19 protein-coding genes and 2 rRNA genes are annotated in these 25,229 nt (G+C 59.2%); 2 read left to right on the forward strand and 19 right to left on the reverse strand.

Going from position 1 to position 25,229, the window contains the following annotated elements; genetic code table 11:
* Nucleotide 1 precedes the first annotated feature (1 nt).
* The 5 genes from cysW to dibA form a co-directional block, all read right to left on the reverse strand.
* The gene (gene cysW / locus HQ912_RS00405) at nt 2–871 is read right to left on the reverse strand and encodes a sulfate ABC transporter permease subunit CysW (protein WP_047230310.1); all 870 of its coding nucleotides are present in this window, start codon (nt 869–871) and stop codon (nt 2–4) included.
* A gap of 12 nt (nt 872–883) precedes the next feature.
* Nucleotides 884–1,702, reverse strand: a complete 819-nt coding sequence (gene cysT, locus HQ912_RS00410; RefSeq protein WP_047230311.1) for a sulfate ABC transporter permease subunit CysT — start codon at nt 1,700–1,702, stop codon at nt 884–886.
* A gap of 213 nt (nt 1,703–1,915) precedes the next feature.
* Nucleotides 1,916–2,929: a sulfate ABC transporter substrate-binding protein gene (locus tag HQ912_RS00415; protein WP_047230312.1), complete on the reverse strand. Its 1,014-nt coding sequence runs from the start codon at nt 2,927–2,929 to the stop codon at nt 1,916–1,918.
* A gap of 50 nt (nt 2,930–2,979) precedes the next feature.
* Nucleotides 2,980–3,162, reverse strand: a complete 183-nt coding sequence (oscA, locus tag HQ912_RS00420; protein WP_047230313.1) for a sulfur starvation response protein OscA — start codon at nt 3,160–3,162, stop codon at nt 2,980–2,982.
* 142 nt (nt 3,163–3,304) lie between these two features.
* Nucleotides 3,305–5,212, reverse strand: a complete 1,908-nt coding sequence (gene dibA, locus HQ912_RS00425) for a phosphodiesterase DibA (protein ID WP_173406330.1) — start codon at nt 5,210–5,212, stop codon at nt 3,305–3,307.
* Nucleotides 5,213–5,358: 146 nt separating this feature from the next.
* Here dibA and desA point away from each other — a divergent pair, with 146 nt between their 5' ends.
* Nucleotides 5,359–6,543 carry a delta-9 fatty acid desaturase DesA gene (gene desA / locus HQ912_RS00430; RefSeq protein WP_076383221.1) on the forward strand — a complete coding sequence of 395 codons (1,185 nt, stop codon included), beginning with the start codon at nt 5,359–5,361 and terminating at the stop codon, nt 6,541–6,543.
* A 223-nt stretch (nt 6,544–6,766) separates the two neighbouring features.
* Here desA and HQ912_RS00435 read toward each other — a convergent pair whose 3' ends face one another.
* Nucleotides 6,767–7,348, reverse strand: coding sequence for a hypothetical protein (locus HQ912_RS00435; protein ID WP_173406331.1), 582 nt, complete (start codon nt 7,346–7,348; stop codon nt 6,767–6,769).
* Between the two features lie 164 nt (nt 7,349–7,512).
* Nucleotides 7,513–8,514: a zinc-dependent alcohol dehydrogenase family protein gene (locus tag HQ912_RS00440; RefSeq protein ID WP_107321443.1), complete on the reverse strand. Its 1,002-nt coding sequence runs from the start codon at nt 8,512–8,514 to the stop codon at nt 7,513–7,515.
* A gap of 107 nt (nt 8,515–8,621) precedes the next feature.
* Here HQ912_RS00440 and HQ912_RS00445 point away from each other — a divergent pair, with 107 nt between their 5' ends.
* Complete coding sequence (locus tag HQ912_RS00445; protein WP_107321442.1) at nt 8,622–9,500, forward strand: LysR family transcriptional regulator; 879 nt, start codon at nt 8,622–8,624, stop codon at nt 9,498–9,500.
* An 8-nt stretch (nt 9,501–9,508) separates the two neighbouring features.
* On the opposite strand, the gene HQ912_RS00450 is transcribed toward HQ912_RS00445, so the two are convergent.
* The 12 genes from HQ912_RS00450 to HQ912_RS00505 all read right to left on the reverse strand — a co-directional run bounded on the left by HQ912_RS00450 (nt 9,509) and on the right by HQ912_RS00505 (nt 25,087).
* Nucleotides 9,509–10,240: a hypothetical protein gene (locus tag HQ912_RS00450; RefSeq protein WP_047230319.1), complete on the reverse strand. Its 732-nt coding sequence runs from the start codon at nt 10,238–10,240 to the stop codon at nt 9,509–9,511.
* Between the two features lie 69 nt (nt 10,241–10,309).
* Complete coding sequence (locus HQ912_RS00455; protein WP_107321441.1) at nt 10,310–11,623, reverse strand: MFS transporter; 1,314 nt, start codon at nt 11,621–11,623, stop codon at nt 10,310–10,312.
* A 39-nt stretch (nt 11,624–11,662) separates the two neighbouring features.
* Nucleotides 11,663–11,836 (reverse strand): hypothetical protein, encoded by a 174-nt coding sequence (locus tag HQ912_RS00460; protein ID WP_171061296.1) that lies wholly within the window; start codon nt 11,834–11,836, stop codon nt 11,663–11,665.
* A 134-nt stretch (nt 11,837–11,970) separates the two neighbouring features.
* The gene (locus HQ912_RS00465; protein WP_047230321.1) at nt 11,971–12,531 is read right to left on the reverse strand and encodes a YbhB/YbcL family Raf kinase inhibitor-like protein; all 561 of its coding nucleotides are present in this window, start codon (nt 12,529–12,531) and stop codon (nt 11,971–11,973) included.
* 343 nt (nt 12,532–12,874) lie between these two features.
* Entirely contained in the window at nt 12,875–13,378 is a 504-nt protein-coding gene (gene pgaD, locus HQ912_RS00470) for a poly-beta-1,6-N-acetyl-D-glucosamine biosynthesis protein PgaD (RefSeq protein WP_047230322.1), read from the reverse strand.
* Nucleotides 13,375–14,730, reverse strand: coding sequence for a poly-beta-1,6-N-acetyl-D-glucosamine synthase (gene pgaC / locus HQ912_RS00475; protein WP_076383117.1), 1,356 nt, complete (start codon nt 14,728–14,730; stop codon nt 13,375–13,377). Before pgaC ends, pgaD begins: the two co-directional genes overlap by 4 nt.
* 1 nt (nt 14,731) lies before the next feature.
* Nucleotides 14,732–16,729: a poly-beta-1,6-N-acetyl-D-glucosamine N-deacetylase PgaB gene (pgaB, locus tag HQ912_RS00480; RefSeq protein WP_047230324.1), complete on the reverse strand. Its 1,998-nt coding sequence runs from the start codon at nt 16,727–16,729 to the stop codon at nt 14,732–14,734.
* Nucleotides 16,730–16,741: 12 nt separating this feature from the next.
* Complete coding sequence (pgaA, locus tag HQ912_RS00485) at nt 16,742–19,222, reverse strand: poly-beta-1,6 N-acetyl-D-glucosamine export porin PgaA (protein WP_047230325.1); 2,481 nt, start codon at nt 19,220–19,222, stop codon at nt 16,742–16,744.
* A 229-nt stretch (nt 19,223–19,451) separates the two neighbouring features.
* Nucleotides 19,452–20,957 carry a YdgA family protein gene (locus tag HQ912_RS00490; protein WP_047230326.1) on the reverse strand — a complete coding sequence of 502 codons (1,506 nt, stop codon included), beginning with the start codon at nt 20,955–20,957 and terminating at the stop codon, nt 19,452–19,454.
* 154 nt (nt 20,958–21,111) lie between these two features.
* Nucleotides 21,112–21,747: a hypothetical protein gene (locus HQ912_RS00495; RefSeq protein ID WP_047230327.1), complete on the reverse strand. Its 636-nt coding sequence runs from the start codon at nt 21,745–21,747 to the stop codon at nt 21,112–21,114.
* Between the two features lie 182 nt (nt 21,748–21,929).
* Nucleotides 21,930–22,045: ribosomal RNA gene (gene rrf / locus HQ912_RS00500) — 5S ribosomal RNA — on the reverse strand.
* 150 nt (nt 22,046–22,195) lie between these two features.
* A 23S ribosomal RNA gene (locus HQ912_RS00505) occupies nt 22,196–25,087 on the reverse strand.
* Nucleotides 25,088–25,229: the final 142 nt, after the last annotated feature.

Genomic DNA, 25,229 nt, shown 5'->3' on the forward strand with positions numbered 1-25,229 from the left:
CTTATTCCTCCGCGGCGCTGGCGCGCAGGCGGTTGATTCGGTTTTCGCTCCACTGCTTGAGCAGCAGGATCAAGAGCGCCAGGATCAGCAACAGGCTCGCCACAGCGAACGCGGCCACGTGGTTGTATTCGTTGTAGAGGATCTCGACGTGCAAAGGCAGGGTGTTGGTGACCCCGCGAATGTGCCCGGACACCACCGATACCGCGCCGAATTCGCCCATGGCCCGGGCGGTACACAGCACCACGCCATAGATCAGCCCCCACTTGATGTTCGGCACGGTGACATGCCAGAACATCTGCCAGCCATTGGCACCCAACAGCCGCGCGGCTTCTTCTTCCTGGGTGCCCTGCTCCTGCATCAGCGGGATCAGCTCACGGGCCACGAACGGCACGGTGACGAAGATCGTCGCCAGCACGATGCCCGGCAGCGCAAACACAATCTGGATGTCGTGATCCGACAGCCACGGCCCGAACAGGCCCTGGGCGCCGAACATCAGCACATAGACCAGGCCGGCGATCACCGGCGACACCGAGAACGGCAGGTCGATCAGGGTCACCAGCATGCTCTTGCCACGGAATGAATATTTGCTCACGCACCACGCGGCGCTGACACCAAACACCAGGTTCAGCGGCACCGAGATCAGCACCGCGATCACCGTGAGCTTGAGCGCCGACAGGGCATCGGGTTCGAAGATTGCGGCGAAGAACGCCCCCAGGCCCAGCTTCAGCCCCTGGGAGACCACGATGAACAGTGGCAGCAGCAGGAACAGCGCAAAGATCAACCAGCCAAGACCGATCAGGACTCGCCGCGATGTTGCACTGCCGCGGCGGGCGGCGTTGGTGGAGGCCGCGTAAATAGACGATTGGGACATGTTCGCGCCTCCTTATGGGGTTTCGATGCGCCGCTGCAGCAGGTTGATCAGCAGCAACAGGACGAAGGAAACCACCAGCATCAGCACGCCGATGGAGGTGGCGCCGGTGTAGTCGTATTGGTCGAGCTTGACCATGATCAGCAGCGGCAGGATCTCGGTTTTCATCGGCATGTTGCCGGCGATGAAAATCACTGACCCGTACTCACCCACGCCACGGGCAAAAGCCAGGGCGAAGCCGGTCAACCAGGCCGGCAACAACGCCGGCACAAGGACGTGGCGGAACACCTGCCACGGCTTGGCACCGAGACAGGCGGCGGCCTCTTCGACTTCACGGGGGATATCGGCCAGCACCGGCTGCACCGTGCGCACCACGAACGGCAGCGTCACGAAGGTCAGCGCCAGGGTGATGCCCAGCGGGGTGTAGGCGATTTTGAAACCCAGGTCGGTGGCGAACTGGCCGACCAGGCCGGTCGGCGCATACAACGCCGTTAGCGCAATACCGGCCACGGCGGTGGGCAGGGCGAACGGCAGATCGATCATTGCATCGATGATCTTGCGACCGGGGAAGGTGTAGCGCACCAGCACCCAGGCCAACAGCGTACCGATCACACCGTTGATGATCGCCGCGCACAGAGCAGTGCCGAAGCTGAGCTTCAAGGCCGCCAGCACCCGTGGCGCGGAGATGATCGCCCAGAACTGTTCCCAGGTAAGTTGGGCGGCATGTACGAACATTGCCGCCAGGGGTATGAGCACAATCAGACTGAGGTACACCAGGGTGTAGCCCAGCGTCAGCCCGAAGCCGGGTATGACGGGGGATATGCGACGCGACATAAAGGTCCTTGGTTGAGAACGCGCAAAAACTGTGGCGAGGGGATTTATCCCCGTTGGGCTGCGAAGCAGCCCCAAAGCAGCCGACTCAATTCACCTGAGCATAAAGACATGCCAGATTCAGGGCCGCTTCGCGCCCCAACGGGGATAAATCCCCTCGCCACAGATTCAGTGTCCGGCCTTAGCTTGTAATCAGCTCATTCAGGCCTGCCCAGCTTACTGCGCCTGATAGATCTGGTCGAAAATGCCGCCATCGTTGAAGAATTTCGGCTGGGCGGTTTTCCAGCCACCGAAGTCCTTGTCGATGGTCACCAGGTCCAATTTCGGGAACTGCCGGGAGTACTTGGCGGCCACGTCCTTGTCACGTGGACGATAGAAGTTTTTCGCGGCGATTTCCTGGCCGGCCGGGCTGTACAGGTGCTTGAGGTAGGCTTCGGCGATCTCCAGGTTGCCTTTTTTCTCGGCATTCTTGTCCACCACCGCCACCGGCGGCTCGGCGAGGATCGACAACGACGGCACGACGATGTCGAACTTGTCCGCGCCGCCGTCTTCTTTCAGCGCCAGGAAAGCTTCGTTTTCCCAGGCCAGCAACACGTCGCCCTGACCGTTGTTGACGAAGGTAATGGTCGAGCCACGGGCGCCGGTATCGAGGATCGGCACATGCTTGAACAGTGCTTGTACGTATTGCTTGGCCTTGGCTTCGTCACCACCGTTGGCCTTGAGGCCATAGGCCCAGGCGGCGAGGAAGTTCCAGCGAGCACCGCCGGAGGTCTTCGGGTTCGGGGTGATGACCGACACGTCATCCTTGATCAGATCGCCCCAGTCCTTGATGCCCTTGGGGTTGCCCTTGCGCACCAGGAACACGATGGTTGAGGTGTACGGTGTGCTGGCTTCCGGCAGGCGTGTTTGCCAATCCGCCGGCAGGGACTTGCCCAGCTTGGCGATTTCGTCGATGTCGCCAGCCAGAGCCAGGGTCACCACGTCAGCCCGCAGGCCATCGATCACCGCCCGACCCTGCTTGCCCGAGCCACCGTGAGATTGCTGGATCTTCACGCTATCGTCCGGGTGCGCTTTCTTCCAGAAACTGGCGAATTCGGCGTTGTAATCCTGGTACAGCTCGCGAGTCGGGTCGTAGGACACGTTAAGCAACTCGTAATCCTTGGCAAAAGCGGAACCTGCAAAAACAGCGCTGGCCAAGACGGCCAAGGCATAACGGCGAATTGACGGCATGGTGAAAACTCCTGGAATTCCGGTTTTTTATGTTTGTGAAGTGTTGGTCTTCAACCCGGTTTGTGGCTCGGCTGCTGCAACCGGAATTTTTCCTTGCGCTCGATCTGGACGACTTGCGCGTTGTGCACGGTGATTTCCACCGCACCAAAACGAAGGTCCCGTAAGGCATTGAGGATCTCGCGCAACAGAGTTGCTTCGTCCTGACCGTCAACGCTGCGTAGAGATGCGCTCATGCTATTGCTCCTTGAATGCCTGGAAGTGGGCGGCACCGTTTGTGGCGTAGGAGCAATACTAGATAGGCTTAGATATTCTTAAAAAGACTATTTAAGAATTTTTATATAACCAAAAACACAAACAGCCGATGTGCAAAGGCAATTAATTGATTGCGGGCGCGCGATCCCAATCCAGCTGGTGCGCGGCAACGGGTCGCCCGAACCAGTAGCCCTGCCCCATCCCACAGGCATGTTCCAGCAGAAACGCTGCCTGCTCGCGCTGCTCGATGCCTTCGGCTTGCACTTGCATACCCATGCTGCGGGCCAGGGCGATGATTACCCGGACAATCGCTGCGTCGTCCTCATCCCACGGCAACCCGGCCACAAAGCCCTGATCAATCTTGAGCTTCTGGACGGGCAAGCGTTTGAGTCGCAGCAACGACGAATAACCGGTACCAAAATCATCGATAGCCAGTCGCACCCCCAATTCCCGCAGACGGTGCATTTGCTCCAGGGCCACTTCCGGATCGTCCATCACCGCGCTTTCGGTCACTTCCAACTCCAGACAGGCCGGGTCCAGGCCTGAAACGTGCAGCACCCGCGCGACCTGTTCGTACAACTCGCGACGGGCGAACAGCCGACTGGAAACGTTGACCGCGACAAACGATAACGCCACCCCGGCCTCCTGCCATTGACGCATTTGTCGACAGGCCTGCTCCATGACCCAGGCATCGATTTGGGCGATCAGCCCGGTGCGCTCAGCGATGGGAATGAACTCGGCCGGCGAAACCAGCCCGCGTTCGGGATGTTCCCAGCGCACCAAAGCCTCGACACCGATCAGGCGGCTGGTCGCCAGATCGTGTACCGGCTGGTAATGAACCCGCAGCTCCTGCTGCTGGAGCGCGCGTCGCAGTTCGAAGGCGATCTCGACCCGTTGTTGGGCATGAGCGGTGAGTTCTTCGGTATACAGGGCGTAGCCATCGCGCCCGGCACTCTTAGCCTTGAACAACGCGGAGTCGGCATTGCGCAGCAGTTGCCCCGCGCTGAGGGCATCCCCAGGAAACAGGCTGATGCCCACGCTGGCATTGATGAACAAGAGCTGGTTTTCGAGGCGCAACGGTTCTTTCAGGGCATCGATAATGCGCTGGGCCAGCACCGCCGCCTGCGCCGGCTGCGAGCAATTTTCCACCAGCACCGCAAACTCGTCGCCCCCCAGCCGGGCCAAGGTCACGCCTGGCGCAAACAACCCCCGGAATCGCTCCGCCACGCTTTTGAGCAATTGATCGCCAACGTGATGCCCCAGGCTGTCGTTGATGTTCTTGAAATGGTCCAGGTCCACCAGCAACAAGGCGCAGCCGCGTTTGTGCAACTGCGACGACGCCAGCGCCTGCTCGGCGCGATCAGAAAACAGCAGGCGATTGGGCAGACCGGTCAGCGGATCGTGGTGGGCCAGGTACGCCAGTTCGTGCTCCGAATCCTTGATCGCGCTGATGTCCGAAAACACCGCGACGTAATGGCTGACCTGACCGTTATCGTCGCGAACGACGCGGATCGTCTGCCATTGCGGGTAGATCTCACCGCTTTTACGTCGGTTCCAGATCTCGCCGCTCCACTCGCCACGGCTGCCCAGGGACGCAAACATCTCCTGGTAGAAATCCGCCCCGTGACGGCCAGACTTGAACAGGTTGGGCCGCCGGCCCAACACCTCATCCCGGGCATACCCTGTAATCGTCATGAAGGCGCGATTGACGTGCACGATCAGGCCGTTCGGGTCCGTCACCAACACCCCTTCGCGCGTGCAATCGAAGACGGCGGCGGCCTGGCGCAAACGTTCGCCGTCGGCACGGTGTTCGCCTTTTCCGAAAAGCCGGGATATCCGCACACCCGCCAGGAAAACCAATCCGGCGCTGACCAGGACCCAGGCATATCCGTTGATCAACTGCCAGCGAAGCTGATCGGCAGATTGATCGAAAAAGCTGCTCAATAAATAACCAACCAGCTGCAGCCAGACGACCGACAGCACGAGATAAAGCAGCGCTCCACGCATGGCGCTGCGGTGATAGACGGTCATTCGGCGATCCATGTCCCCACAAAAAGGTGGGAATTATAGAGTAAGAAACATCCTGCCACTGTTATCTGAAAGGCCGACTGGTTTTATCTGTGCGGCAGGTGATAATGCAACGGCTGTTTCTATCTTTATCGAGGGCCCTATAGCCTATGTGGTACGAAGGTTTTCTTGGCTTGTCGCCCTGGTCACTGGTGGCAGTCACCCTACTGATGACCCATGTCACGATCATTGGCGTCACGGTCTACCTGCACCGTTATTCGGCTCATCGCTCCCTGGAGCTCAACGCCGGCCTCAAACATTTCTTCCGCTTCTGGCTGTGGTTGACCACGGCGCAGAACACCCGCGAGTGGACCGCCATCCACCGCAAGCACCACGCCAAATGCGAAACCGTCGATGATCCCCACAGCCCGGTGATCAAAGGCCTGTCCACCGTGCTGCGCAAAGGCGCCGAACTCTATCGCGCCGAAGCGGAAAACCCCGAAACCCTGCGCATCTACGGCAAGAACTGCCCTGATGACTGGATCGAGCGTAATCTCTACAGCCGCTTCCCACTCATGGGCGTGGCGATCATGGGCGTCATCGACCTGCTGCTGTTCGGCACCATCGGCATCACCATCTGGGCCATCCAGATGATGTGGATTCCGGTCTGGGCCGCGGGCGTGGTCAATGGCCTGGGTCATGCCGTGGGCTACCGCAACTTCGAATGCCGCGACGCGGCGACCAACCTGGTGCCCTGGGGCATCCTGATCGGTGGCGAAGAACTGCACAACAATCACCATACCTACCCCAATTCGGCCAAGCTGTCGGTACGCAAATGGGAGTTCGACCTGGGCTGGGCCTGGATCCAGGTATTCAGTTTCCTGCGCCTGGCCAAGGTCCAGCGCGTCGCGCCGATCGCCCACCGTGTCGAGGGCAAGGGGCATCTGGACATGGACACCGCCATGGCGATCCTCAACAACCGTTTCCAGATCATGGCCCAGTACCGCAGGCTGGTCATCGCGCCGCTGGTCAAGCAGGAACTGGAAAAGGTCGATCACTCGGTCCGCCACCAATTCCACCGGGCCAAACGCCTGTTATCGCGGGAAACCAGCCTGCTGGATGAGCGTCACCACGCGCGCATCCAGAGCATGTTGGAACACAGTCAGGCGTTGAAGGTGATCTACGAAAAACGCCTGGCCTTGCAGCAGATTTGGGCCAAGACCAGCAGCAACGGCCACGACATGCTCGCGGCCATCAAGGAATGGATCCACGAAGCCGAGGCCAGCGGCATCCAGTCCCTGCGCGACTTCGCTGACCAGCTCAAGACCTACTCGCTACGGCCTGCAACGGCCTGATAAGCAACCCCGCCAGCCGGCGGAATGCTGTTCACTTAAAAAGATGGCGCTTCTCCTTGAGTGGGGAAGCGCCTTTTTTTGGGGGCCTTGTGATTGAGCAGACGTCGCACATTGGCATAGCTGCCGGGACAGCCATAAATGAATGATCCGTTCACAGGGTCAGACGCGAGGCACTCGTGGTTCGGGTTAACGACCACGATATTCTTTTAATACGCGAGCATGCCTAGCGGGACGGAATGGCCCGAAGGTCGTCGGCGATAAAGCCGCTCAAGTGGCCGGTGTAGAAGCCTTCGACATCCGAGTTACCTCTGTTGGTCAGAGCGCCCACCATGCTTCTCATGTTCTGGAATTGCCCGATCGCGCCGCCCGGCATCAGCCCCTGACGGGCCTGGGCAAAGTGCAAGACCTCGGCGCCGGCCTTCTTCACCTTGACCTGATAGCTGAAATCGACACTGGCGAGGAGCGTGCCATCGGCAACGATTTTGCTCATGAAGCCGCCTTGGGTGTCTTGAATACGTCGCGCGTAGACGCTGTTGACGTCCAGCAGATAGTCGGCAGCTTCCTTGCTGGAGGCATAGCGATTGTCCTCGAGCAGGCGGCCGATCAGGTCGGTGTGCAATTGCTCACGGACCTTTTCGTCAGACAAAAAGCGATCGTTCTTGCCTACGACTTCAACGTCGAAGGTGTCGATCCAGAAGGTGGCGGTTTTGGGAATCGTTACCGGAGTGGCGGAGACATAGTAATCGGGTTTGGAGGCACAGCCCGCCATAAGGCAGAGGGCCAGGAATATGGCAAAAACGCGCATGTCTGAATTCGTCCCTGAAAGGTAGTGGCATAGTGACAGCGGCATTCTACGGAGTTTGGACGGGTTCTCAAGTTTTGGCGGCAGCGGATGGCGGCAAAACCCCTGCCGTTGCAGACCGGGGCGATTTTATGGGTGCGGCTTCCGGATAACAGTTGCAGACCGCGTCACTCCCCCGCCATCTCTACCACCGTCTTCCCTTGCCCACGCCCCTGCGCTACTTGCGCAAACGCCTCATTCACGTCTCCCAGGCCAAACCGATGTGGGTCTACCTTGATGCGCAGTACCCCGGCCTCAACCAAAGCCGCCGCTTCGCGCAATATCCGACCATGGTGCTCGCGCCCCTTGCCGGTCAGCAACGGCATCAAGGTAAACACCCCGGAATAACTCGCCCCCTTGAACGACAACGGTGCCAGGCTGTGTTGTCCCCAGCCGAGACAACTGAGTACGTGGCCGGTATAGGTTTTCACTACGTTGAAGGACGCATCCAGTGTCGAGCCGCCGACGGTGTCGTAGACGATGTCGAAGCCTTCGCCGCCGGTGTGCTGGCGCACGTAACTGTCGGTGTCCTGCGCCCGGTAGTCGATAGGGGTCGCGCCCAGTTCACGGATGAAATCCAGGCTGGTGGCCGAGCCGGTGGCATAGACCTCGGCGCCGCGGGCCTTGGCAATTTGCACGGCCATTTGACCGACGCCGCCCGCGCCGCCGTGGATCAGCACTTGTTGGCCGGCCCGAACATTGGCCCGGTCTACCAACCCTTCCCAGGCGGTGATGAAGACCAATGGCAAGGCTGCCGCTTCGCGCATGCTCAACGAACCGGGCTTGAGCACAATCAGGTGAGCATCGACGGCAATGTATTCGGCCAGCGCACCCTGGGCGCCGCCGATGCCGCCGGCCATGCCGAACACGTCATCGCCGGGGGCGAAATCGTGCACGCCCTCTCCCAGCTCAACGACTGTTCCGGCCAGATCGATACCCAGTACGGCGGGCAGCGGCTGGCGGGCATGAGCGCCGCCACCTGCCGCGATCTTGGTATCCAGAGGATTGATCCCTGCGGCGTGAACCCTGATCAATACCTGTCCTTTGCCGGGAACAGGCCGGGGAATGTAGCGAACGACCAGCGGAGCCTGAGCGGTTTGGGCAATGGCGGCGAACATGGTGTTGTTCATGACAGTAAACCTCCAATGAGTGGGTGAGTACATGTTGCGGCCGTCGACGCATTCCGATAAGTAAGCAACTATGGATAGGATTTATTCCAACCAGAGGCCAAATCCCGATGGATCTATTCGACGCGATGCAGATGTTCGTGCGAGTGGTAGAGCGCGGTTCGTTCTCGGCGGTCGCCCGGGAGCTGAACCTGGGTCAACCAGCGGTCAGCAAGCAGATCCGCGCGCTGGAACAACACCTTGGCGGTGCGTTGTTTGCCCGCAGCACTCGCCATCTTGCGCTGACCGACCAAGGCCAGCGTTTCTATATCCACAGCAAGGAAATACTCAGCAGCCTCGACACGGCCCGGCTCAGTTTCACCCGTGGCCAGGAGCAGATCGCCGGCCCTTTGCGTGTGGCCGCCCCGGTGAGTTTCGGGCGGCTGTGCATTGCGCCCTTGATGAGGGAGTTTTTGGCGCGCCATCCACAGGTTCAAATCGACCTGAAACTGAACGACCAAAATGAAGATGTGCTGAAAGAAAACATCGACGTCGCCATTCGTATCGGCGTGGTGAAAAACGAAGGGCTGGTCGCGGTTTCCCTCGGCGATAGTCCGCGCCGGGTGTATGCCGCTCCCGCCTACCTGCAACAACACGGCACCCCGCTGGAGCCGGCGGATCTTGCCCGCCACAATTGCTTGGGCTTCACGCTGCTGGAGCATTACGACGTTTGGCGTTTCGACCAGCAGGACAAACAGCACCGCGTGACGATCAAGGGCAATGTCACCAGCAACAGCAGCGAGGCAATTCGCGAGATGGTTCTTAGCGGGCTGGGCATTTCGCTTTCACCGCAGTGGTTATTCGCCGCGGATGTTCGCCAGGGAACCGTGTCCAGCCTGCTGGAGGCTTATCAACCCGTAGCGCTGCCCATCAGCGCCGTGTTCAGCCAAGACCGGCGCCGCTCGGCAAGAACTCGCGCCTTTGTGGATTTTCTGCGCGAGCGTCTTTGAGCAGCCGGTTATGCGTAACGAACCTGACTGATATCAATCGCCACCAGCAATTCCCCCTCCACCGCCTGATCGTCCGCATCCCGCCGATACGCCCGGCGCTTGCTGGGCATGCACAGCCCATCGGCCTTGATGTAGTCCTCCACATACTGGGCCGCCGGCAGGCCACCGCTCACGTCCACGGTGTAATCATGCCGGCGCAGCAGATAGTCATCGCCAAAGTAGAAGTCCTGGACCGGGCAGTGAGTGGCGAGGGTGTCCGGGAAGTTCACCCGCAAGCGGCGCCAGACCTGGCCACCTTCCTTCCAGGGTTCCAGCTCCTGGCTGGTGACACCCGGAAAAGTAAACAGGAACGGCATGGTCAGGTAGGACCAGAGCGCATATCCATTGAAGTAGGCACGGTGAAGCGGATCCCACGGAGTGGTTTGCTCGTGCTTGAAGAACGAAGCCCTGGGGTCCGAACGCTCAGCGATCACTTTGCCCTCGGTGGTTTCGATGGCGATGCGATCAGGCGTGAAGGCGGTGCGCTGGTTCAGCGCACCGAACGGCATGACCGAGGCGCGCTGTTCATGCAGCCAGACAGTCATCTGCCGTGGAGCATTGTCTTGCGTTAACCCCTTCATGGCCCACAACGAACCGCCGGTCACAAGAGTGACCTGGACAGTGTTGAAAGTGTTCCAGCGCTCGAGACCGCCGTGGGCAATCAGGACTTGTTCCAGCAGGTCGTGCTTGTGCGCCTTCATGATGGCCGTCCTCCTCAAGTTGGAAACGGGGTCATTCATGAGTGTAGTCGTGCACCTGGGGCAGAGTCCTTACGATTCACAGGCCAACGAGGCCTGCGCGGTCTTCGAATGCCGGGCGGGAAAATACGCCGCCGCAGCCACACCCACCGCGCCCATCACCACGCAATACCCCACGCACACCCATGGGCTCCACGGCATCAGTGCGATCAGCACCAAAGGCGTCACGCTGGCCCACAAGGCATAGGCAATGTTGTAGGTGAACGAGATGCCGGACACGCGGATTTTCGGCGGAAACAGGCTGACCATCACCGATGGCACCGCACCGACCACGCCGCAACCCAGGCCCGCCACAGCGTAGGCCAGGCCCAGCCAGGCGCCGCCGCTGATCAGGCTGGCGTAGAGCACGGCGATGCCCATCGGCAACAGCAGGCTGTAGAGCATGACAGTGCGCCAGGCGCCGATGCGGTCGACGATGAGGCCGGCCAGAACGCAGCCGATGTTCAGGAAGACGATGCCCAGGCTGCTCAAAGCGAACGTGTGACTAGGGGTCATGCCGAAACTTTTTTGCATCACGGTCGGGGTGATGACCACGAACACCACCACGGCGGACGTCAGCACGCAGGTGAGGATGGCGGCGGGCAACAAGGCGTGGCGATGGTCCCGCAGCACGGTGCGTAGCGGCAGTTCCGTCGCGCCCTCGCGCTTGGCTTGCAGGGCCATGAAGATCGGCGTTTCGCTCAGCCAGCGGCGCAGCCAGACGCCGATTACACCGAAGACCCCGCCCAGCAGGAACGGCAAGCGCCAGGCGTAATCGAGAATTTCTGCTGCCGTGAATATCTGCGCCAGCGCCGTGGCGGTCAGGGCGCCCAGCAAATAGCCGAAGGTCAGACCAGCCTGGAGGAAACCCAGCGCGTAGCCGCGATGCTGCAGCGGTGCATGTTCGGCCACGAACACCCAGGCGCTCGGCACTTCGCCGCCCACCGCCGCGCCTTGCAGGATGCGCAGCGCCAGCAGCAGCAACGGGGCGAAATAGCCGATTTGCGCGTAGGTCGGCATCACGCCGATAAGCAGGCAAGGCAAGGCCATCATCAGGATGCTCAGGCTGAACACCCGCTTGCGCCCCAGGCGATCGGCGAAGTGCGCCATGAGGATGCCACCCAGGGGCCGTGCCAGGTAGCCGGTGGCGAAAATCCCGAAACTTTGCAACAGGCGTAGCCATTCGGGCATTTGCGGCGGGAAGAACAGTTGGCTGAGCACCAGGGCGAAGAAGACGAAGATGATGAAATCGTAGATTTCCAGCGCGCCACCCAGGGCGGCGAGGCCCAGGGTTTTGTAGTCGGATCGGCTGAATCGGGCGTCTGGCAGATGAGTTGTGGCAGTCATGGGCAGATTTAAACAAGAAAAGTTTTTGAGAAGGACGGTTCAGGCGTCTTGGCCGTCGTCCATGGGCTGTGCCGGTGGTTGGTCTGGCTCAGCGTCTTCGGCCTCTTCAGCAGGCAGGAAATCCTTGCGGCTCTGGGCGATGGCCCGGCGTATTTCGTCGCCTTTGGTGGGGCAGTTCTTGAGGCGGGCGATGCCGTCGGGTTTCTGCGTCATCGCCATCCTCCGGTATGAATGAACAGGGGCTCGATAGTGCTCGCTTTTGGCGCGTGATGCCAATTTTGTGGTTGAGGGTTGCTGCCCGACCCAGCGGGAGCAAGCTCCCTGGCCACAGGGAGCTGTTGCTTGGATTAGCGGTGGTAGCGACGCACTACGCTACTGTTGCGCAAGACGTGACCGTTGATTCTTTCCATCAGTTGAGGGCGTGTGAGGCCGGCTGGCAAGGCGTGCGGGGGCAGGTCGAGCGCGTATATCTGAATCAGGTAATGGTGAGCGCTGTCGCCGATAGGTGGGCAAGGGCCTATATAGCCGCGGGTGTTTTTACTGTTGGTACCGCTTACGCCTTCAAGGGCGGACTGGGTGCCCATGCCGGTCGGAATATGCCGCGTGCTGGCCTTGATGCCGTAATGAACCCAGTGGTCGACTCCCTGGCCTTTCTGGCCGTCCGGGTCGTGCATGACAATGGCGTAGCTGAGGGTGCCGGGCGGGCCCGCTGTCCAGCTCAAGGCCGGGGAAATGTTCTTACCGCCGCAGTTGTTGGCGTCACTGGCGGCCGCCGCGGTGAACAGCCGGTTATCCGACACACCTGGCATGCTGAGGGTGAAACGTTCCTGAGCCTGGGCCGCCCCTTGTGCGCACAGCACGAGGGCGATGGCCGCCAGCCAGGGAGTAAGGGAAGTCGATCGAGTCATACCGGGCACCTTATGCAGATCAGGCCATGGACGGCCTGCGAACTATAGCCGCAGCGCCTGCCAGGTTTCAGTGACAATTACGATGAACTTCGAATCCGCCACATCGATCTGCGTTGACCGTGATTCGCGACATCACCCATCCCCCTGTGGGAGCGAGCCTGCTCGCGATGGCGATGGTTCAGTTGGCATCCATGTTGACTGAAATACCGCTATCGCGAGCAGGCTCGCTCCCACATTTTGATTTGTGCTGACCGTACTCTGTGGGAGCGAACGCGGCGTTTTGAAGGAAATCTCCGAGGAACTGGAAAGCAACAAGATCAACAATCACAGCCTGCGGCAGCGCTTACACCGAGTGATCGACCGGCAGGTGAATCACCCGGGGCCTTTCCAGTGGTGCCAGTGGCGGCGGTTGCAGTTCCGGGCTCAGCAGATGGAAATGCGCCACGACGTGGCTGATATCACCGTCCTGGTTGTTATGGATGATCTTGGAGCCGGGCCGGCGCAACGTGTCCAGACGCGCGTCGGTCAATTTGAAGCTTTCGCTCAAGCTTTGATCGTCCACCACCGGCGCTGGCAGCCGACGCTGGGCGAAGCTGCGGCTTTTGCGCTGCTGATAGCGCGCCCAGGTAATCAGGATCACCGCATTGACCAAGGCGATCCAGCCATATATCTGCAACGTCCCGAGCGTGTCCATGAGCGAGCCACCGAGGCGCGGGCCTGCCTGGCTGTCAAACAGGGGCCAGAGCCCGTTGACCAACAGATACAACAGGCCCAGCCACGCCAGCACGGTAAAGAGCGCATCGATGACCACCAGAAAAGGTCTTTGTCGGGTCCTGATAATTTTCATCGGATCACTTCCTCTTCTTCGTCATCGAACGGTTTGATGCCGCGATCCGGGCTGACCCAGCGCGCGCGTTTCTGATGCTGCCCGAACAGCACTTTCGGGAAACTCACCAAGGTGGTGAACAGACTGATCAGCCAGAACACCAATGGGTACCACACCACCCAGAACATGATGTGCCACAAACCCTTTTCGTAACGGCGATCGATCAGGATGCTCACCGCGAACTGCATCAGGCACACCACCGCCAACAGCAACCCGGTGAAGGCCGGCGGCATGAGGTGATCGACCGCGATGGCCGCTGGCATTTCGACGAATTTACCGGCGCCCCAGAAGATCACCGACAGCAGGAACGTGAACGCCCAACCGGTGGACAGGCAGTATTCGAACAGCAGCGGCCACAGGTAGCGGTGGCGGTATTGCCAGATGCCGCGGATGTTCTTGAACAGCACTTCGGCCCCGCCCTGGGCCCAGCGCAGGCGCTGCCGCCACAGGCCGCGCAGGGTTTCGGGCATGAGGATCCAGCACAGGGCACGGGGTTCGTAGAAGATGCTCCAGTGGTCCAGTTGCAGCTTCCAGCTGATGTCGATGTCTTCGGTGATCATGTCCGGGCTCCAGTAGCCGACCCGGTGCAGGGCCGTACGACGGAAGGCGACGATCACACCGGAGACGGTGAAGATCCGCCCGAAGACGCGCTGGGTACGCTTGATCAAGCCAATGATCGAGGAGAACTCACCGACCTGCACCCGGCCGATCAAAGTCGAACGAGTACGGATACGCGGATTACCGGTCACTGCACCGAGGCGGGCATTGTCCAGCATCGGTGCCACCAGGTAGGCGCAAGTGTTGGGTGCCAACAGCGCATCACCGTCGATGCACACCAGGTATTCACTGCGCGCCGCGATGGCGCCCATGCGCAGGGCCACGGCCTTGCCCTGGTTTTCCGCCAGATGCAGCACGCGCAGGCGCGGGTCATCAGCCGCCAGTTGGTCGAGCACTTGGGCGGTGTTGTCTTTCGAGCCGTCGTTGATGGCGATGACCTCGATGTTCGGGTAATGCTGGCCCAGCGCGGCGTGTATGGTATCGGCGACGTTGTCGCCCTCGTTGAAGCACGGAATCAGAATGCTGATCAGCGGTTCCCCGGCCAGCGGCGGCGGCAGGGTGTCGTCCTTCCACGGCCAGTGACGCTCCCAGTGCAGCCAGAAATACAGGCCGCCGGCGATCCACAGCCCGGACATGAACAGCGGGTAAAAGAACACGAAGTCCATCAGGAATTGCCCGGTGACCAGGAAGATCAGGCCCAGGGGCACCCCAAGGACGATCGCCAGCACCAGCAGGGCGAGCAGTCTGTCGAGCATGTCAAGGATTCCACTTGTTGGAGAGCGCCGGCCGCACGGTTTTCACAGCGGGCTGGTCTTCGATGAAGTTGTCCGGGTAGTAGCCGAAACTGGTCACGCCTGAACGCTTGAGGCGTCCCATCCATTCGGCCAATTGTTCGCCGTCGATGTCGCTGACCGGTTTGCTGTGCCAGTCACGGGCCTGCAATTCGAACACCGTGCGCTTGAGCGCACCGGGGCGGGCCTTGACGGTCTCCACCAGGCGCTCAAGCCAGGGACCGGATTGCTCGCGGGTCTGCTTTTCCATCAACGGCATGGCCATCGGGGCCGTCCAGTTGTAGGCACCGAGGAAGTCGTCCAGGTTCTGGGCGAACCAGGCTTCGCTTTCGGGATTGAGCATCGGTTCGGCGAAAATATTGCGCGCTGTCAGCACCTGCGGACCACGAATCGCGCGGACCTTGGCAGTGAGCTCGTGGGTGAAGTCGATCAAGTAGCGGCTCTTGAAACGGGTCCAGCGCTGCATCGCCGCCGGGTCGTCCCGCAGGGCGGCGATGGACGTCGGCAGGCCGTTGGCGGCATAGACTTTCAGGGCAGCGGGGCCGGCGTCCTCGAAGTCAGAAAACACGGCATCGTCGTGGTACAGAACGCCGTCCACCGAACTCATCCGTGCCAGGTCTTCGTAGATTTCACCGATGACACGTCGCACGCTCGGATCGAAGGGCGACAAGCGTACGTACTGATCCGGGTCCACACCCGTGCGGCCGGTTTCCGGGTCCCAACGTTGTACGCGGGGCAGTTTCGAATCCAGGCCAAAACTGAGCACTGGCATCCAGGCGAAGACCTTGGCGTTGGCCCGGGTTTTCAGTTGCCACGCAACCCGATCGAACAGATCGGCCCGTACCGGCAGATGACGGTTGGGAAAGTACAGCGAATGCACCAGACCATCACCTTTCGGATCGGCAAAGGCTTGCAGGAAAACGGTGTTGGCGCCCAGGTCGTAGATGCGCTGGATCAGCTTGCCGACATTGGCTTCCTGCTGCACAGGATCCGGGTCATAGACGTAATCCAGGTCGACATGGACCACCCGCAGGGGGTCCATGGTCTGCACGCCGACGACGCTCTCGGCGAAGTGCGCACCATCCGGATCGGAGGCCACCAGAAAACGCGGGCCACTCATCAGGTTATTGAGGCTGTCCAGACCATCTTCCAGAGTCAGGGCCATTTGGTAGCCTTCGCTGCCAATCACCTGCAAGGCGGTGCCATCGGCGGCACCGTAGGGCCAGACCCACACGCGCGGACTGTAGCCGGTGACCTTGCGGATCTTCTCGGAAATGGCCACCACGTCCTTGCGCTGGCGAGCCTGGAAATCAGCTTCGCTTTCATAGCGACCGGTGGCGGGATCGTAGCGCCGGGTCGTCGCCGCCGGTTGCAGGTTGCCTTGCGGGTTGGCCAGTACCCCTTTGTGATTGGCGTCGGTGTGGGCGGCGATTTCCACCAGGCCCGATTTCGAGACCTCGCGAATTTGCTCCCAGGTCAAAAACTCGGAGCGCTTGCGCGGCACTCCAGCGAAGTCCACCGGCTGGTTCGACGGCGTGTCGATCCAACTACCGACCGGGGCCAATAGCGCCGGCCAGTTATAGGCGCGCAGGATCGGCATGACGCGGGTGTAAAAGCTTGAGTAACCGTCGTCAAAACTCAACAACACCGCCCGCGGCGGCAGTTCCGGGCCACCGTTGCGAGCGGTGATGATCTGGTCCACGGTTACCGGCTGGTAGTTGTTTTCCCGCAGCCAAGCCAATTGCTCGATCAGGCGCTCGGTACGCACGGCCACGAGCGCCTGGTCGGGGTCGCGGTCTTCCACGTCGTGATAGGCGATGCCGAGCACATGGTTTTTCGGCCATGGGGCGTCGTTGGCCGCCAGCGGGCGCTGTGAGGGCGCTGTGAACGCCGGGGCTTGCTGGGCACAAGCGCTGATCAGCAAGACCCCCAGCAGAAGGATGAATCGCGAAATGACAGGCATCTTCAAACTCTTCTAGAAGCGGTAGGTGAGGTCGACAAGCAGGCGCAGATCGCTTTCGCGGTCGCCGTCATAGGGGCGGTTGAGCCAACTCAGTGCAGCACCTGCCTCAAGCACGTCGTTCCAGATAAAACGCTGGCCGTAGCTGAGCAGGCCCATGGCACCGGTGCTGTGGTCGCGCTGGCTGTAGGTACCGGCGCCGGCCTGGAACTGCTGGCTCCACGTCGTTTCGTAGCGGCGGTACAACACATGATTGGCGCTGACGGTCGGCATGACGCTCAGATCTGACTTGGGGTTGAAGTAGGGGACTTCGTCAGAGCCGCTGTTGCGACTGGCACCCACTTCCAGGCCCAGCTCCACTTGCAGCCGCGGAGCGCTGTAAATGCCTTCGCGACCGGTGAGCAGGGTTTCGAGACGGTTGTTACCGTCACTGAAATGCGATGGGCTGACCGCCAGTTGCCACTCTCGGCTTTCGTGGGCACGCCAGCGAACGAAACCACTGCCGCCGTTGGCGCGAATACCGCTGTTGAGCGCCCGCAGCGGGGTGGCGGCCGAGAGGTAATCCAGGCTGCCACCGTACTGCCAGTGATCGTTGATGTCCCGGGCCACGGCCAGACGTGCCCCCTGCTTGTCACCGGAGCCGTACGAGTGGTTGGAGACTTCCGCTTCCAGCGTCATGTCACGGGTGCGGCGCTCCACACCCAGACGCTGCCAGCGATGGTGGCCGGTGCCTTCTTCGAAATCGCCGGTGGCGTAACCGACGCCACCGAATAGCCGCCAGTCTTCATTGATGGGTGGGCTGTAAAGCAGCGTTTCAATGCCGAAGTCGCGACTACCGGTGACTGCACCGGCATCGCCGCTGCCGCCGCCATAACTCTTGCCGGTGTAGGCTTCGATACGCAGTTCGGCCATGTCGTGCACTTCGCGCTGGCGTTGCAGGCGTTTGACGTGGGCGTTCTCCGGGTACCGGGCGACCACGTCATCGGTCAGCGCGTCCATCTGCCGCCACTCCTGCAGATCCATGGCGGCGCGGGCCTGGGCGACTTCCAGCTCACGGTTACGCGGGGTCGTGGTCTCGACTTCCTTGAGCAGGCTTTCAGAACGTCGCGGCCATTGCCGGGCCTGGTACAAATCAGCCTGGGCCAGTCGCAACCCGATGTTGCCGGGGCCTTGATTGACCAGGGTCGCCAGACGCGTCTCGGCGGTGGGCAGGTCGGCGCCATATGTGCCGGCCTGAGCGGCGAGTTGTTGTGCGTCCATCCATTCGTCATTGGGGTTGCCGATGGGCAGCCCCTTGAGCTCGACGCGTGGTTGCTGGGATTTGGCCAAGTCTTCAGCCAGGGCACGGGCCTCTTCGGATTTTTCACTTTCCAGCAGTGCGTAGTAGAGCGCGGTGCTGTCTTCGAAGCGGTCCGCCGGATCGGCGTCAGGTGCCGTCAGTACCCGGCGGTACAGGTCGACGGCAATCTCCGGTTCACGCTGCTCCAGATAGGAGGACGCCACCCAGCGCAAGGCATAAGTGGGAATGGCAACCCCTTCAGCGAGCAGCCTTTGGTATTCAGCAATCACTTCAGCTCGTCGAGCACGGGCGTTCAGGGCGCCGATACGGTCGATGCGCCAGCGCAGTACATCGTCATGAGCCTCGGCCACCGGAGTCCAGGTGGCGAGCAGCTTGTCGTAATCGGCCAGGGCGCGGTCTGCGATAACGAAGCGATCCTTCTCGCTGCGGCTCGCCATGTCCGCCAGGCGCACCCGTTCAGCCGCAACATCGCCCTCCAGTCGCCGCTGCACGCCCTGATCGATCAACCCGGGTTGCAGACGAGCCAGGCGCAAGGCCGGCTCAGGCAAGCGGGCACGTTGCAGCGCAATGATGTATTCGCGGGCGACCTCGAGATTGTTGCCGGCGCGAGTAAAGGCCTGGTCGTATTCGAACAGCGCCTCGTGTGGACTGTTGGCACGGGTCAGGGCATATCCCAAGGCCAGTCGACGCGTCGGGTCCTCAGGTTTGGCTGCGACCATAGTCCTGGCACGACTGACTGCTTCGTCGGGTTTACCGGCGTCGGCCTGGGTTAAGGCCAGACCCAGTTGCAGATGGGGATTCTGAGGTTCGACTATCAAAGCCTGGCGATAGAGCGCGGTGGCCGAGTCCCAACGCTTGAGATTGCGATAGGCACGTGCCGTTGCAGTCAGCGCCGCAACGGGCAGGTCGCGATAGCGGCCTTGGGCTTCATAGACTTTCACCACCTCGGCATCAAAACCGGCCCAGCTGGCAATCTGCAGATGGTCACTGATTTGCGCGGTGCTGGCCTGATCGGCCGGGACCTGGCGCAAGGCGGTCAATGCAGGCGTGTAATGGCCGGCGCGAGCGTCATGCACCATCTGGTCATAGGCGGTATCGGCAAACGCCAGCACCGGCCAGCACAATTGGCTGCACAGCGCGAGGCGAAACAACGGGCGCAAACCACATTGAATAAAGGGACCCACAGTACGCGGCATTCGTCAGCATCCTTACATGGCCAGCCGGGTCGCAGTGCCCCCTTGCCCATCAAACAGGAAGCCGGATCAAAGGAATCCAGCCAAGCTCTAATGGGCCTAGTTTTGCACTCTCGGGCCGCGCTTCTTCCAAAACGCCATAATTCTTCAGAATCGATGCAGATTTTCGCGGGCAAAAAAAACCGGCCTGTGCGCAATGCACAGGCCGGGCTTTGGATGTTGCTCCAGTCGATTACTGGATGGTTACGCCGCCACCCAACTTGTTCATCACAAACGCGGTGAATTGTTCGACTGTCATCTTCTGACCGTTGAAATCAACTTGATTGTTGGCGTAGTGCAGCTTGGTGACCACATCGTTGCCTTCAAGCGTTGCCAGCTCTGTGCCCACCGCCATCGCGCTGAACATATCGCTGGTGGCAGTGGCCTGATCGGCGATCAACTTGGCGTCGGTCTGGCCTTCCATTTGCGCCTGCACGGTCAACAGATCAACCAGCATCGGCTTGGAGACTTTCAAATTGAAATCCAGCAAGGCGAGCAACTGACGACCCAGTTGATCAGGCGGCAGGTCCATGGATTGCGGCTTGGTAAGGTCGATGACCAGCGTCGCGCGGCTTTCGCCATTGGCTGTAGTGAACGACAGATTTTCCAGTGCCACTTGCGGGCCGCCGGCCAGGAGTTTTTCCAGGTCGGCCTTGACCTGCGCCTCCTCAGCCTCGCTCAGCACCAGCTCTGGCGCTGGCTCACCGGCTGCTGCCGCTTCAGCCGCCGCCTGCTCGTAGGGTTGCAGCTTGGTTTGATAGACCTGCATGAGCGACATGGTGGCCGGGATGTCCAGGTTCTTCAGGCTGACCGCCATCTGCGCAGAACCGATAGCCTTATCGTTGAAGGACAACTCACCGACCTTGTAATCAGCACGCCCCGATGCGCTGGTGCCATTTTCGGTGCTGTTGTTCTTCATTTCGAAGTTCTTCAGGCCCAAGACCGACTTCTGCTCACCAAAAGTAGTCTTGCTGTTGCTGAGCATCAAAACGTTATCACCCATGTAATAACCATAAGTGCTCTTGCTCAGGTTGCTGGCGAGCGTCAGGCCGTTGAGCTCGACTTGCACCGGCGTCTGGTCTTCAGCAACAGTGGTCAGCTTGAAGCTGTCCATATAACCGTCAGCCTTGATTTTCTCTGCCTGGGCGCTGGAGGCCAGGTCGATCTTCAGACCAGAGAAACTGAGCTGGGACTGTTCATCCAGCTTGGTGTCCAGGGGCAGCAACTCGAACGTGCCGTGGGTCGACTGGTCGTAGCCCAAGTTGACCACACCTTTGAGCGGCGACTTGTCCTTGGCAGCGACGAACCATTTCTCGGTCAACGGCGTGCGTTCAAGTTCGGTGTGGCTGGTAGCCATGACCGGCAACCATTTGAGCGTCATCAGGCGCGAGAACGGCAGCGGGCCATGTTCGATGTTGTCGACGAACAGCAATTCAACCGGTTCATCACCAAACATCTCGCCTTCACCTTTGAGGCGATAATGGGCGGTGCTGCTGAAAGTCCCACGGTCCAATGACACCAGCTCGATCGAAGCCGTGCCATTTGACCCGGCCAGGGCCGTTTGCATTTGCTTGTTGCTGTCGGCTATGGCGGTTTGCAGCACTCCTTCGAGTTTCGTTCCGGTGTACCAGGCGCCACCCGCGCTGATTGCACCGACGACCACAACGATTCCCAGAAGTACGCTTGCTGATTTATTCATGAGTGATCCGATCAATATCCATGGTTGAAAAAGCCGTCGTCTTCCCTGACACCGCTAAGGGTGTGGCTCGACGCCGCGAAGTGGAGGGAGATTACCATCAGGCATGCCAGCGGGCCCAATGTTTAAAGGGGGGAAGCGTTTCTTGAGAGAGGGTCTACGAATATTGAACTTCAATCTCATCGAGTTGATGGTCGAACGTCTTCAGCCGTGCCGTCCAGGTGTACACCAACACTTCGAAATCACGATTGATCACCGTCGCGCCCGATGAGTCCGCGCGAGGATCGCAGAAGTCCAGTTGATAGCGCTCCCGCGCCATAGCGTTAGCGACGTCGCAGAGCTCACGAGCGTTGTTCAGCCAGTGCCAGTCGTCTTCGGCGACCTGTTTGTCCAATGCCGCACATTGGGTCTTCAAGGCCTCGAGACTTTTTTCCAATGGAGTACCGGTGAGTTCACCCATGACTTCCTGGAATGTGCGGCCAGGCTGCCAGTAACTGCCCCAGAAGTAACGATCGAAGACCGTTTCGACCCGGCGTAATGCAACCTTGGTATCCCAGATCAGCACCAGAGTCTTGCCCTGCTCAAGATGCTTTTTTTTGATGCGTTGGCCTTGGAGCGATGCCCAGGCCACGATTGCGATGGATATCACACCGATCAGCGCAGCCGCGCTATCGAGGAAGATCAGTGCTTTGTCGATCTGGTGAGTCAGCATGACGCCATAGAAATAAGTGGCCGAAAGCAACACCAACGCTGCGAGGGCGCACCAGAAGCCAGGAGCATAAGGGTTTTTCATTATTGGAATCCCCATGACCAGTGACGTCGCGGGCCATTTTTCAGATGCCCCGACTATCACAGCATAGCAATGGCCACAGGGTTTGCCGTGTGTGGACAGCAATCATGAGGGGCGATCCGATTACCGGCCCAAAACGACAGAACCCCTGTCTGCATCAGCAGACAGGGGTTCTGGGAATTCAATCTTGACGATGACCTACTCTCACATGGGGAAACCCCACACTACCATCGGCGATGCATCGTTTCACTGCTGAGTTCGGGATGGGATCAGGTGGTTCCAATGCTCTATGGTCGTCAAGAAATTCGGTAGCCAGCGCGTGCCTTGCGGTCACGTTCCAGCGAATGGGTATGCGATAGGTTTGTGTGTTGTGCGAACTTTCGGTTCATAGCGTCTTCACACACCGCAATCTGGTGCCCTGTATCGGGTCAGCAAATTGCTTGGGTGTTATATGGTCAAGCCTCACGGGCAATTAGTATGGGTTAGCTCAACGCCTCACAGCGCTTACACACCCCACCTATCAACGTCGTAGTCTTCGACGGCCCTTCAGGGGACTCAAGGTCCCAGTGAGATCTCATCTTGAGGCAAGTTTCCCGCTTAGATGCTTTCAGCGGTTATCTTTTCCGAACATAGCTACCCGGCAATGCCACTGGCGTGACAACCGGAACACCAGAGGTTCGTCCACTCCGGTCCTCTCGTACTAGGAGCAGCCCCTCTCAAATCTCAAACGTCCACGGCAGATAGGGACCGAACTGTCTCACGACGTTCTAAACCCAGCTCGCGTACCACTTTAAATGGCGAACAGCCATACCCTTGGGACCGGCTTCAGCCCCAGGATGTGATGAGCCGACATCGAGGTGCCAAACACCGCCGTCGATATGAACTCTTGGGCGGTATCAGCCTGTTATCCCCGGAGTACCTTTTATCCGTTGAGCGATGGCCCTTCCATACAGAACCACCGGATCACTAAGACCTACTTTCGTACCTGCTCGACGTGTCTGTCTCGCAGTCAAGCGCGCTTTTGCCTTTATACTCTACGACCGATTTCCGACCGGTCTGAGCGCACCTTCGTACTCCTCCGTTACTCTTTAGGAGGAGACCGCCCCAGTCAAACTACCCACCATACACTGTCCTCGATCCGGATAACGGACCTGAGTTAGAACCTCAAAGTTGCCAGGGTGGTATTTCAAGGATGGCTCCACGCGAACTGGCGTCCACGCTTCAAAGCCTCCCACCTATCCTACACAAGCAAATTCAAAGTCCAGTGCAAAGCTATAGTAAAGGTTCACGGGGTCTTTCCGTCTAGCCGCGGATACACTGCATCTTCACAGCGATTTCAATTTCACTGAGTCTCGGGTGGAGACAGCGCCGCCATCGTTACGCCATTCGTGCAGGTCGGAACTTACCCGACAAGGAATTTCGCTACCTTAGGACCGTTATAGTTACGGCCGCCGTTTACCGGGGCTTCGATCAAGAGCTTCGCGTTAGCTAACCCCATCAATTAACCTTCCGGCACCGGGCAGGCGTCACACCCTATACGTCCACTTTCGTGTTTGCAGAGTGCTGTGTTTTTAATAAACAGTCGCAGCGGCCTGGTATCTTCGACCGGCGTGGGCTTACGCAGCAAGTGCTTCACCCTCACCGGCGCACCTTCTCCCGAAGTTACGGTGCCATTTTGCCTAGTTCCTTCACCCGAGTTCTCTCAAGCGCCTTGGTATTCTCTACCCAACCACCTGTGTCGGTTTGGGGTACGGTTCCTGGTTACCTGAAGCTTAGAAGCTTTTCTTGGAAGCATGGCATCAACCACTTCGTCACCCAAAGGGTAACTCGTCATCAGCTCTCGGCCTTAGAATCCCGGATTTACCTAAGATTCCAGCCTACCACCTTAAACTTGGACAACCAACGCCAAGCTGGCCTAGCCTTCTCCGTCCCTCCATCGCAATAACCAGAAGTACAGGAATATTAACCTGTTTTCCATCGACTACGCTTTTCAGCCTCGCCTTAGGGACCGACTAACCCTGCGTCGATTAACGTTGCGCAGGAAACCTTGGTCTTTCGGCGTGGGTGTTTTTCACACCCATTGTCGTTACTCATGTCAGCATTCGCACTTCTGATACCTCCAGCAAGCTTCTCAACTCACCTTCACAGGCTTACAGAACGCTCCTCTACCGCATCACCTAAGTGATACCCGTAGCTTCGGTGTATGGTTTGAGCCCCGTTACATCTTCCGCGCAGGCCGACTCGACTAGTGAGCTATTACGCTTTCTTTAAAGGGTGGCTGCTTCTAAGCCAACCTCCTAGCTGTCTAAGCCTTCCCACATCGTTTCCCACTTAACCATAACTTTGGGACCTTAGCTGACGGTCTGGGTTGTTTCCCTTTTCACGACGGACGTTAGCACCCGCCGTGTGTCTCCCATGCTCGGCACTTGTAGGTATTCGGAGTTTGCATCGGTTTGGTAAGTCGGGATGACCCCCTAGCCGAAACAGTGCTCTACCCCCTACAGTGATACATGAGGCGCTACCTAAATAGCTTTCGAGGAGAACCAGCTATCTCCGAGCTTGATTAGCCTTTCACTCCGATCCACAGGTCATCCGCTAACTTTTCAACGGTAGTCGGTTCGGTCCTCCAGTTAGTGTTACCCAACCTTCAACCTGCCCATGGATAGATCGCCCGGTTTCGGGTCTATTCCCAGCGACTAGACGCCCTATTAAGACTCGCTTTCGCTACGCCTCCCCTATTCGGTTAAGCTCGCCACTGAAAATAAGTCGCTGACCCATTATACAAAAGGTACGCAGTCACCCAACAAAGTGGGCTCCCACTGCTTGTACGCATACGGTTTCAGGATCTATTTCACTCCCCTCTCCGGGGTTCTTTTCGCCTTTCCCTCACGGTACTAGTTCACTATCGGTCAGTCAGTAGTATTTAGCCTTGGAGGATGGTCCCCCCATATTCAGACAAAGTTTCTCGTGCTCCGTCCTACTCGATTTCATGACTAAGAGATTTTCGCGTACAGGGCTATCACCCACTATGGCCGCACTTTCCAGAGCGTTCCGCTAATCTCAAAGCCACTTAAGGGCTAGTCCCCGTTCGCTCGCCACTACTAAGGGAATCTCGGTTGATTTCTTTTCCTCAGGGTACTTAGATGTTTCAGTTCCCCTGGTTCGCCTCTTGCACCTATGTATTCAGTACAAGATAACCATCTTATGATGGCTGGGTTCCCCCATTCAGACATCTCCGGATCAAAGTCTGTTTGCCGACTCCCCGAAGCTTTTCGCAGGCTACCACGTCTTTCATCGCCTCTGACTGCCAAGGCATCCACCGTATGCGCTTCTTCACTTGACCATATAACCCCAAGCAATCTGGTTATACTGTGAAGACGACATTCGCCGAAAATTCGCATGCTCTAAGAGCAACTCACAAATTTTACCTTAGCCTGATCCGTTACCAGTGAAAGTAACGTTCAGTCTATCTTTCTATCACATAC

It is taken from the genome of Pseudomonas sp. MPDS (genome assembly GCF_013283895.1).
GTDB classification, from domain to species: domain Bacteria; phylum Pseudomonadota; class Gammaproteobacteria; order Pseudomonadales; family Pseudomonadaceae; genus Aquipseudomonas; species Aquipseudomonas rhizophila.

What these genes read in the sequence shown, in the direction of transcription:
- dibA (WP_173406330.1), bottom strand. Translation starts at nt 5,212, where the DNA reads ATGACCGTCTATCACCGCAGCGCCATGCGTGGAGCGCTGCTTTATCTC.
- HQ912_RS00450 (WP_047230319.1), bottom strand. Translation starts at nt 10,240, where the DNA reads ATGAAGGCGCACAAGCACGACCTGCTGGAACAAGTCCTGATTGCCCAC.
- pgaB (WP_047230324.1), bottom strand. Translation starts at nt 16,729, where the DNA reads ATGCCTGTCATTTCGCGATTCATCCTTCTGCTGGGGGTCTTGCTGATC.
- oscA (WP_047230313.1), bottom strand. Translation starts at nt 3,162, where the DNA reads ATGAGCGCATCTCTACGCAGCGTTGACGGTCAGGACGAAGCAACTCTG.
- pgaA (WP_047230325.1), bottom strand. Translation starts at nt 19,222, where the DNA reads ATGCCGCGTACTGTGGGTCCCTTTATTCAATGTGGTTTGCGCCCGTTG.
- HQ912_RS00490 (WP_047230326.1), bottom strand. Translation starts at nt 20,957, where the DNA reads ATGAATAAATCAGCAAGCGTACTTCTGGGAATCGTTGTGGTCGTCGGT.
- pgaC (WP_076383117.1), bottom strand. Translation starts at nt 14,730, where the DNA reads ATGCTCGACAGACTGCTCGCCCTGCTGGTGCTGGCGATCGTCCTTGGG.
- pgaD (WP_047230322.1), bottom strand. Translation starts at nt 13,378, where the DNA reads ATGAAAATTATCAGGACCCGACAAAGACCTTTTCTGGTGGTCATCGAT.
- HQ912_RS00445 (WP_107321442.1), top strand. Translation starts at nt 8,622, where the DNA reads ATGGATCTATTCGACGCGATGCAGATGTTCGTGCGAGTGGTAGAGCGC.
- desA (WP_076383221.1), top strand. Translation starts at nt 5,359, where the DNA reads ATGTGGTACGAAGGTTTTCTTGGCTTGTCGCCCTGGTCACTGGTGGCA.
- HQ912_RS00435 (WP_173406331.1), bottom strand. Translation starts at nt 7,348, where the DNA reads ATGCGCGTTTTTGCCATATTCCTGGCCCTCTGCCTTATGGCGGGCTGT.
- HQ912_RS00440 (WP_107321443.1), bottom strand. Translation starts at nt 8,514, where the DNA reads ATGAACAACACCATGTTCGCCGCCATTGCCCAAACCGCTCAGGCTCCG.
- HQ912_RS00495 (WP_047230327.1), bottom strand. Translation starts at nt 21,747, where the DNA reads ATGAAAAACCCTTATGCTCCTGGCTTCTGGTGCGCCCTCGCAGCGTTG.
- cysT (WP_047230311.1), bottom strand. Translation starts at nt 1,702, where the DNA reads ATGTCGCGTCGCATATCCCCCGTCATACCCGGCTTCGGGCTGACGCTG.
- HQ912_RS00455 (WP_107321441.1), bottom strand. Translation starts at nt 11,623, where the DNA reads ATGACTGCCACAACTCATCTGCCAGACGCCCGATTCAGCCGATCCGAC.
- HQ912_RS00465 (WP_047230321.1), bottom strand. Translation starts at nt 12,531, where the DNA reads ATGACTCGATCGACTTCCCTTACTCCCTGGCTGGCGGCCATCGCCCTC.
- cysW (WP_047230310.1), bottom strand. Translation starts at nt 871, where the DNA reads ATGTCCCAATCGTCTATTTACGCGGCCTCCACCAACGCCGCCCGCCGC.
- HQ912_RS00460 (WP_171061296.1), bottom strand. Translation starts at nt 11,836, where the DNA reads ATGACGCAGAAACCCGACGGCATCGCCCGCCTCAAGAACTGCCCCACC.
- HQ912_RS00415 (WP_047230312.1), bottom strand. Translation starts at nt 2,929, where the DNA reads ATGCCGTCAATTCGCCGTTATGCCTTGGCCGTCTTGGCCAGCGCTGTT.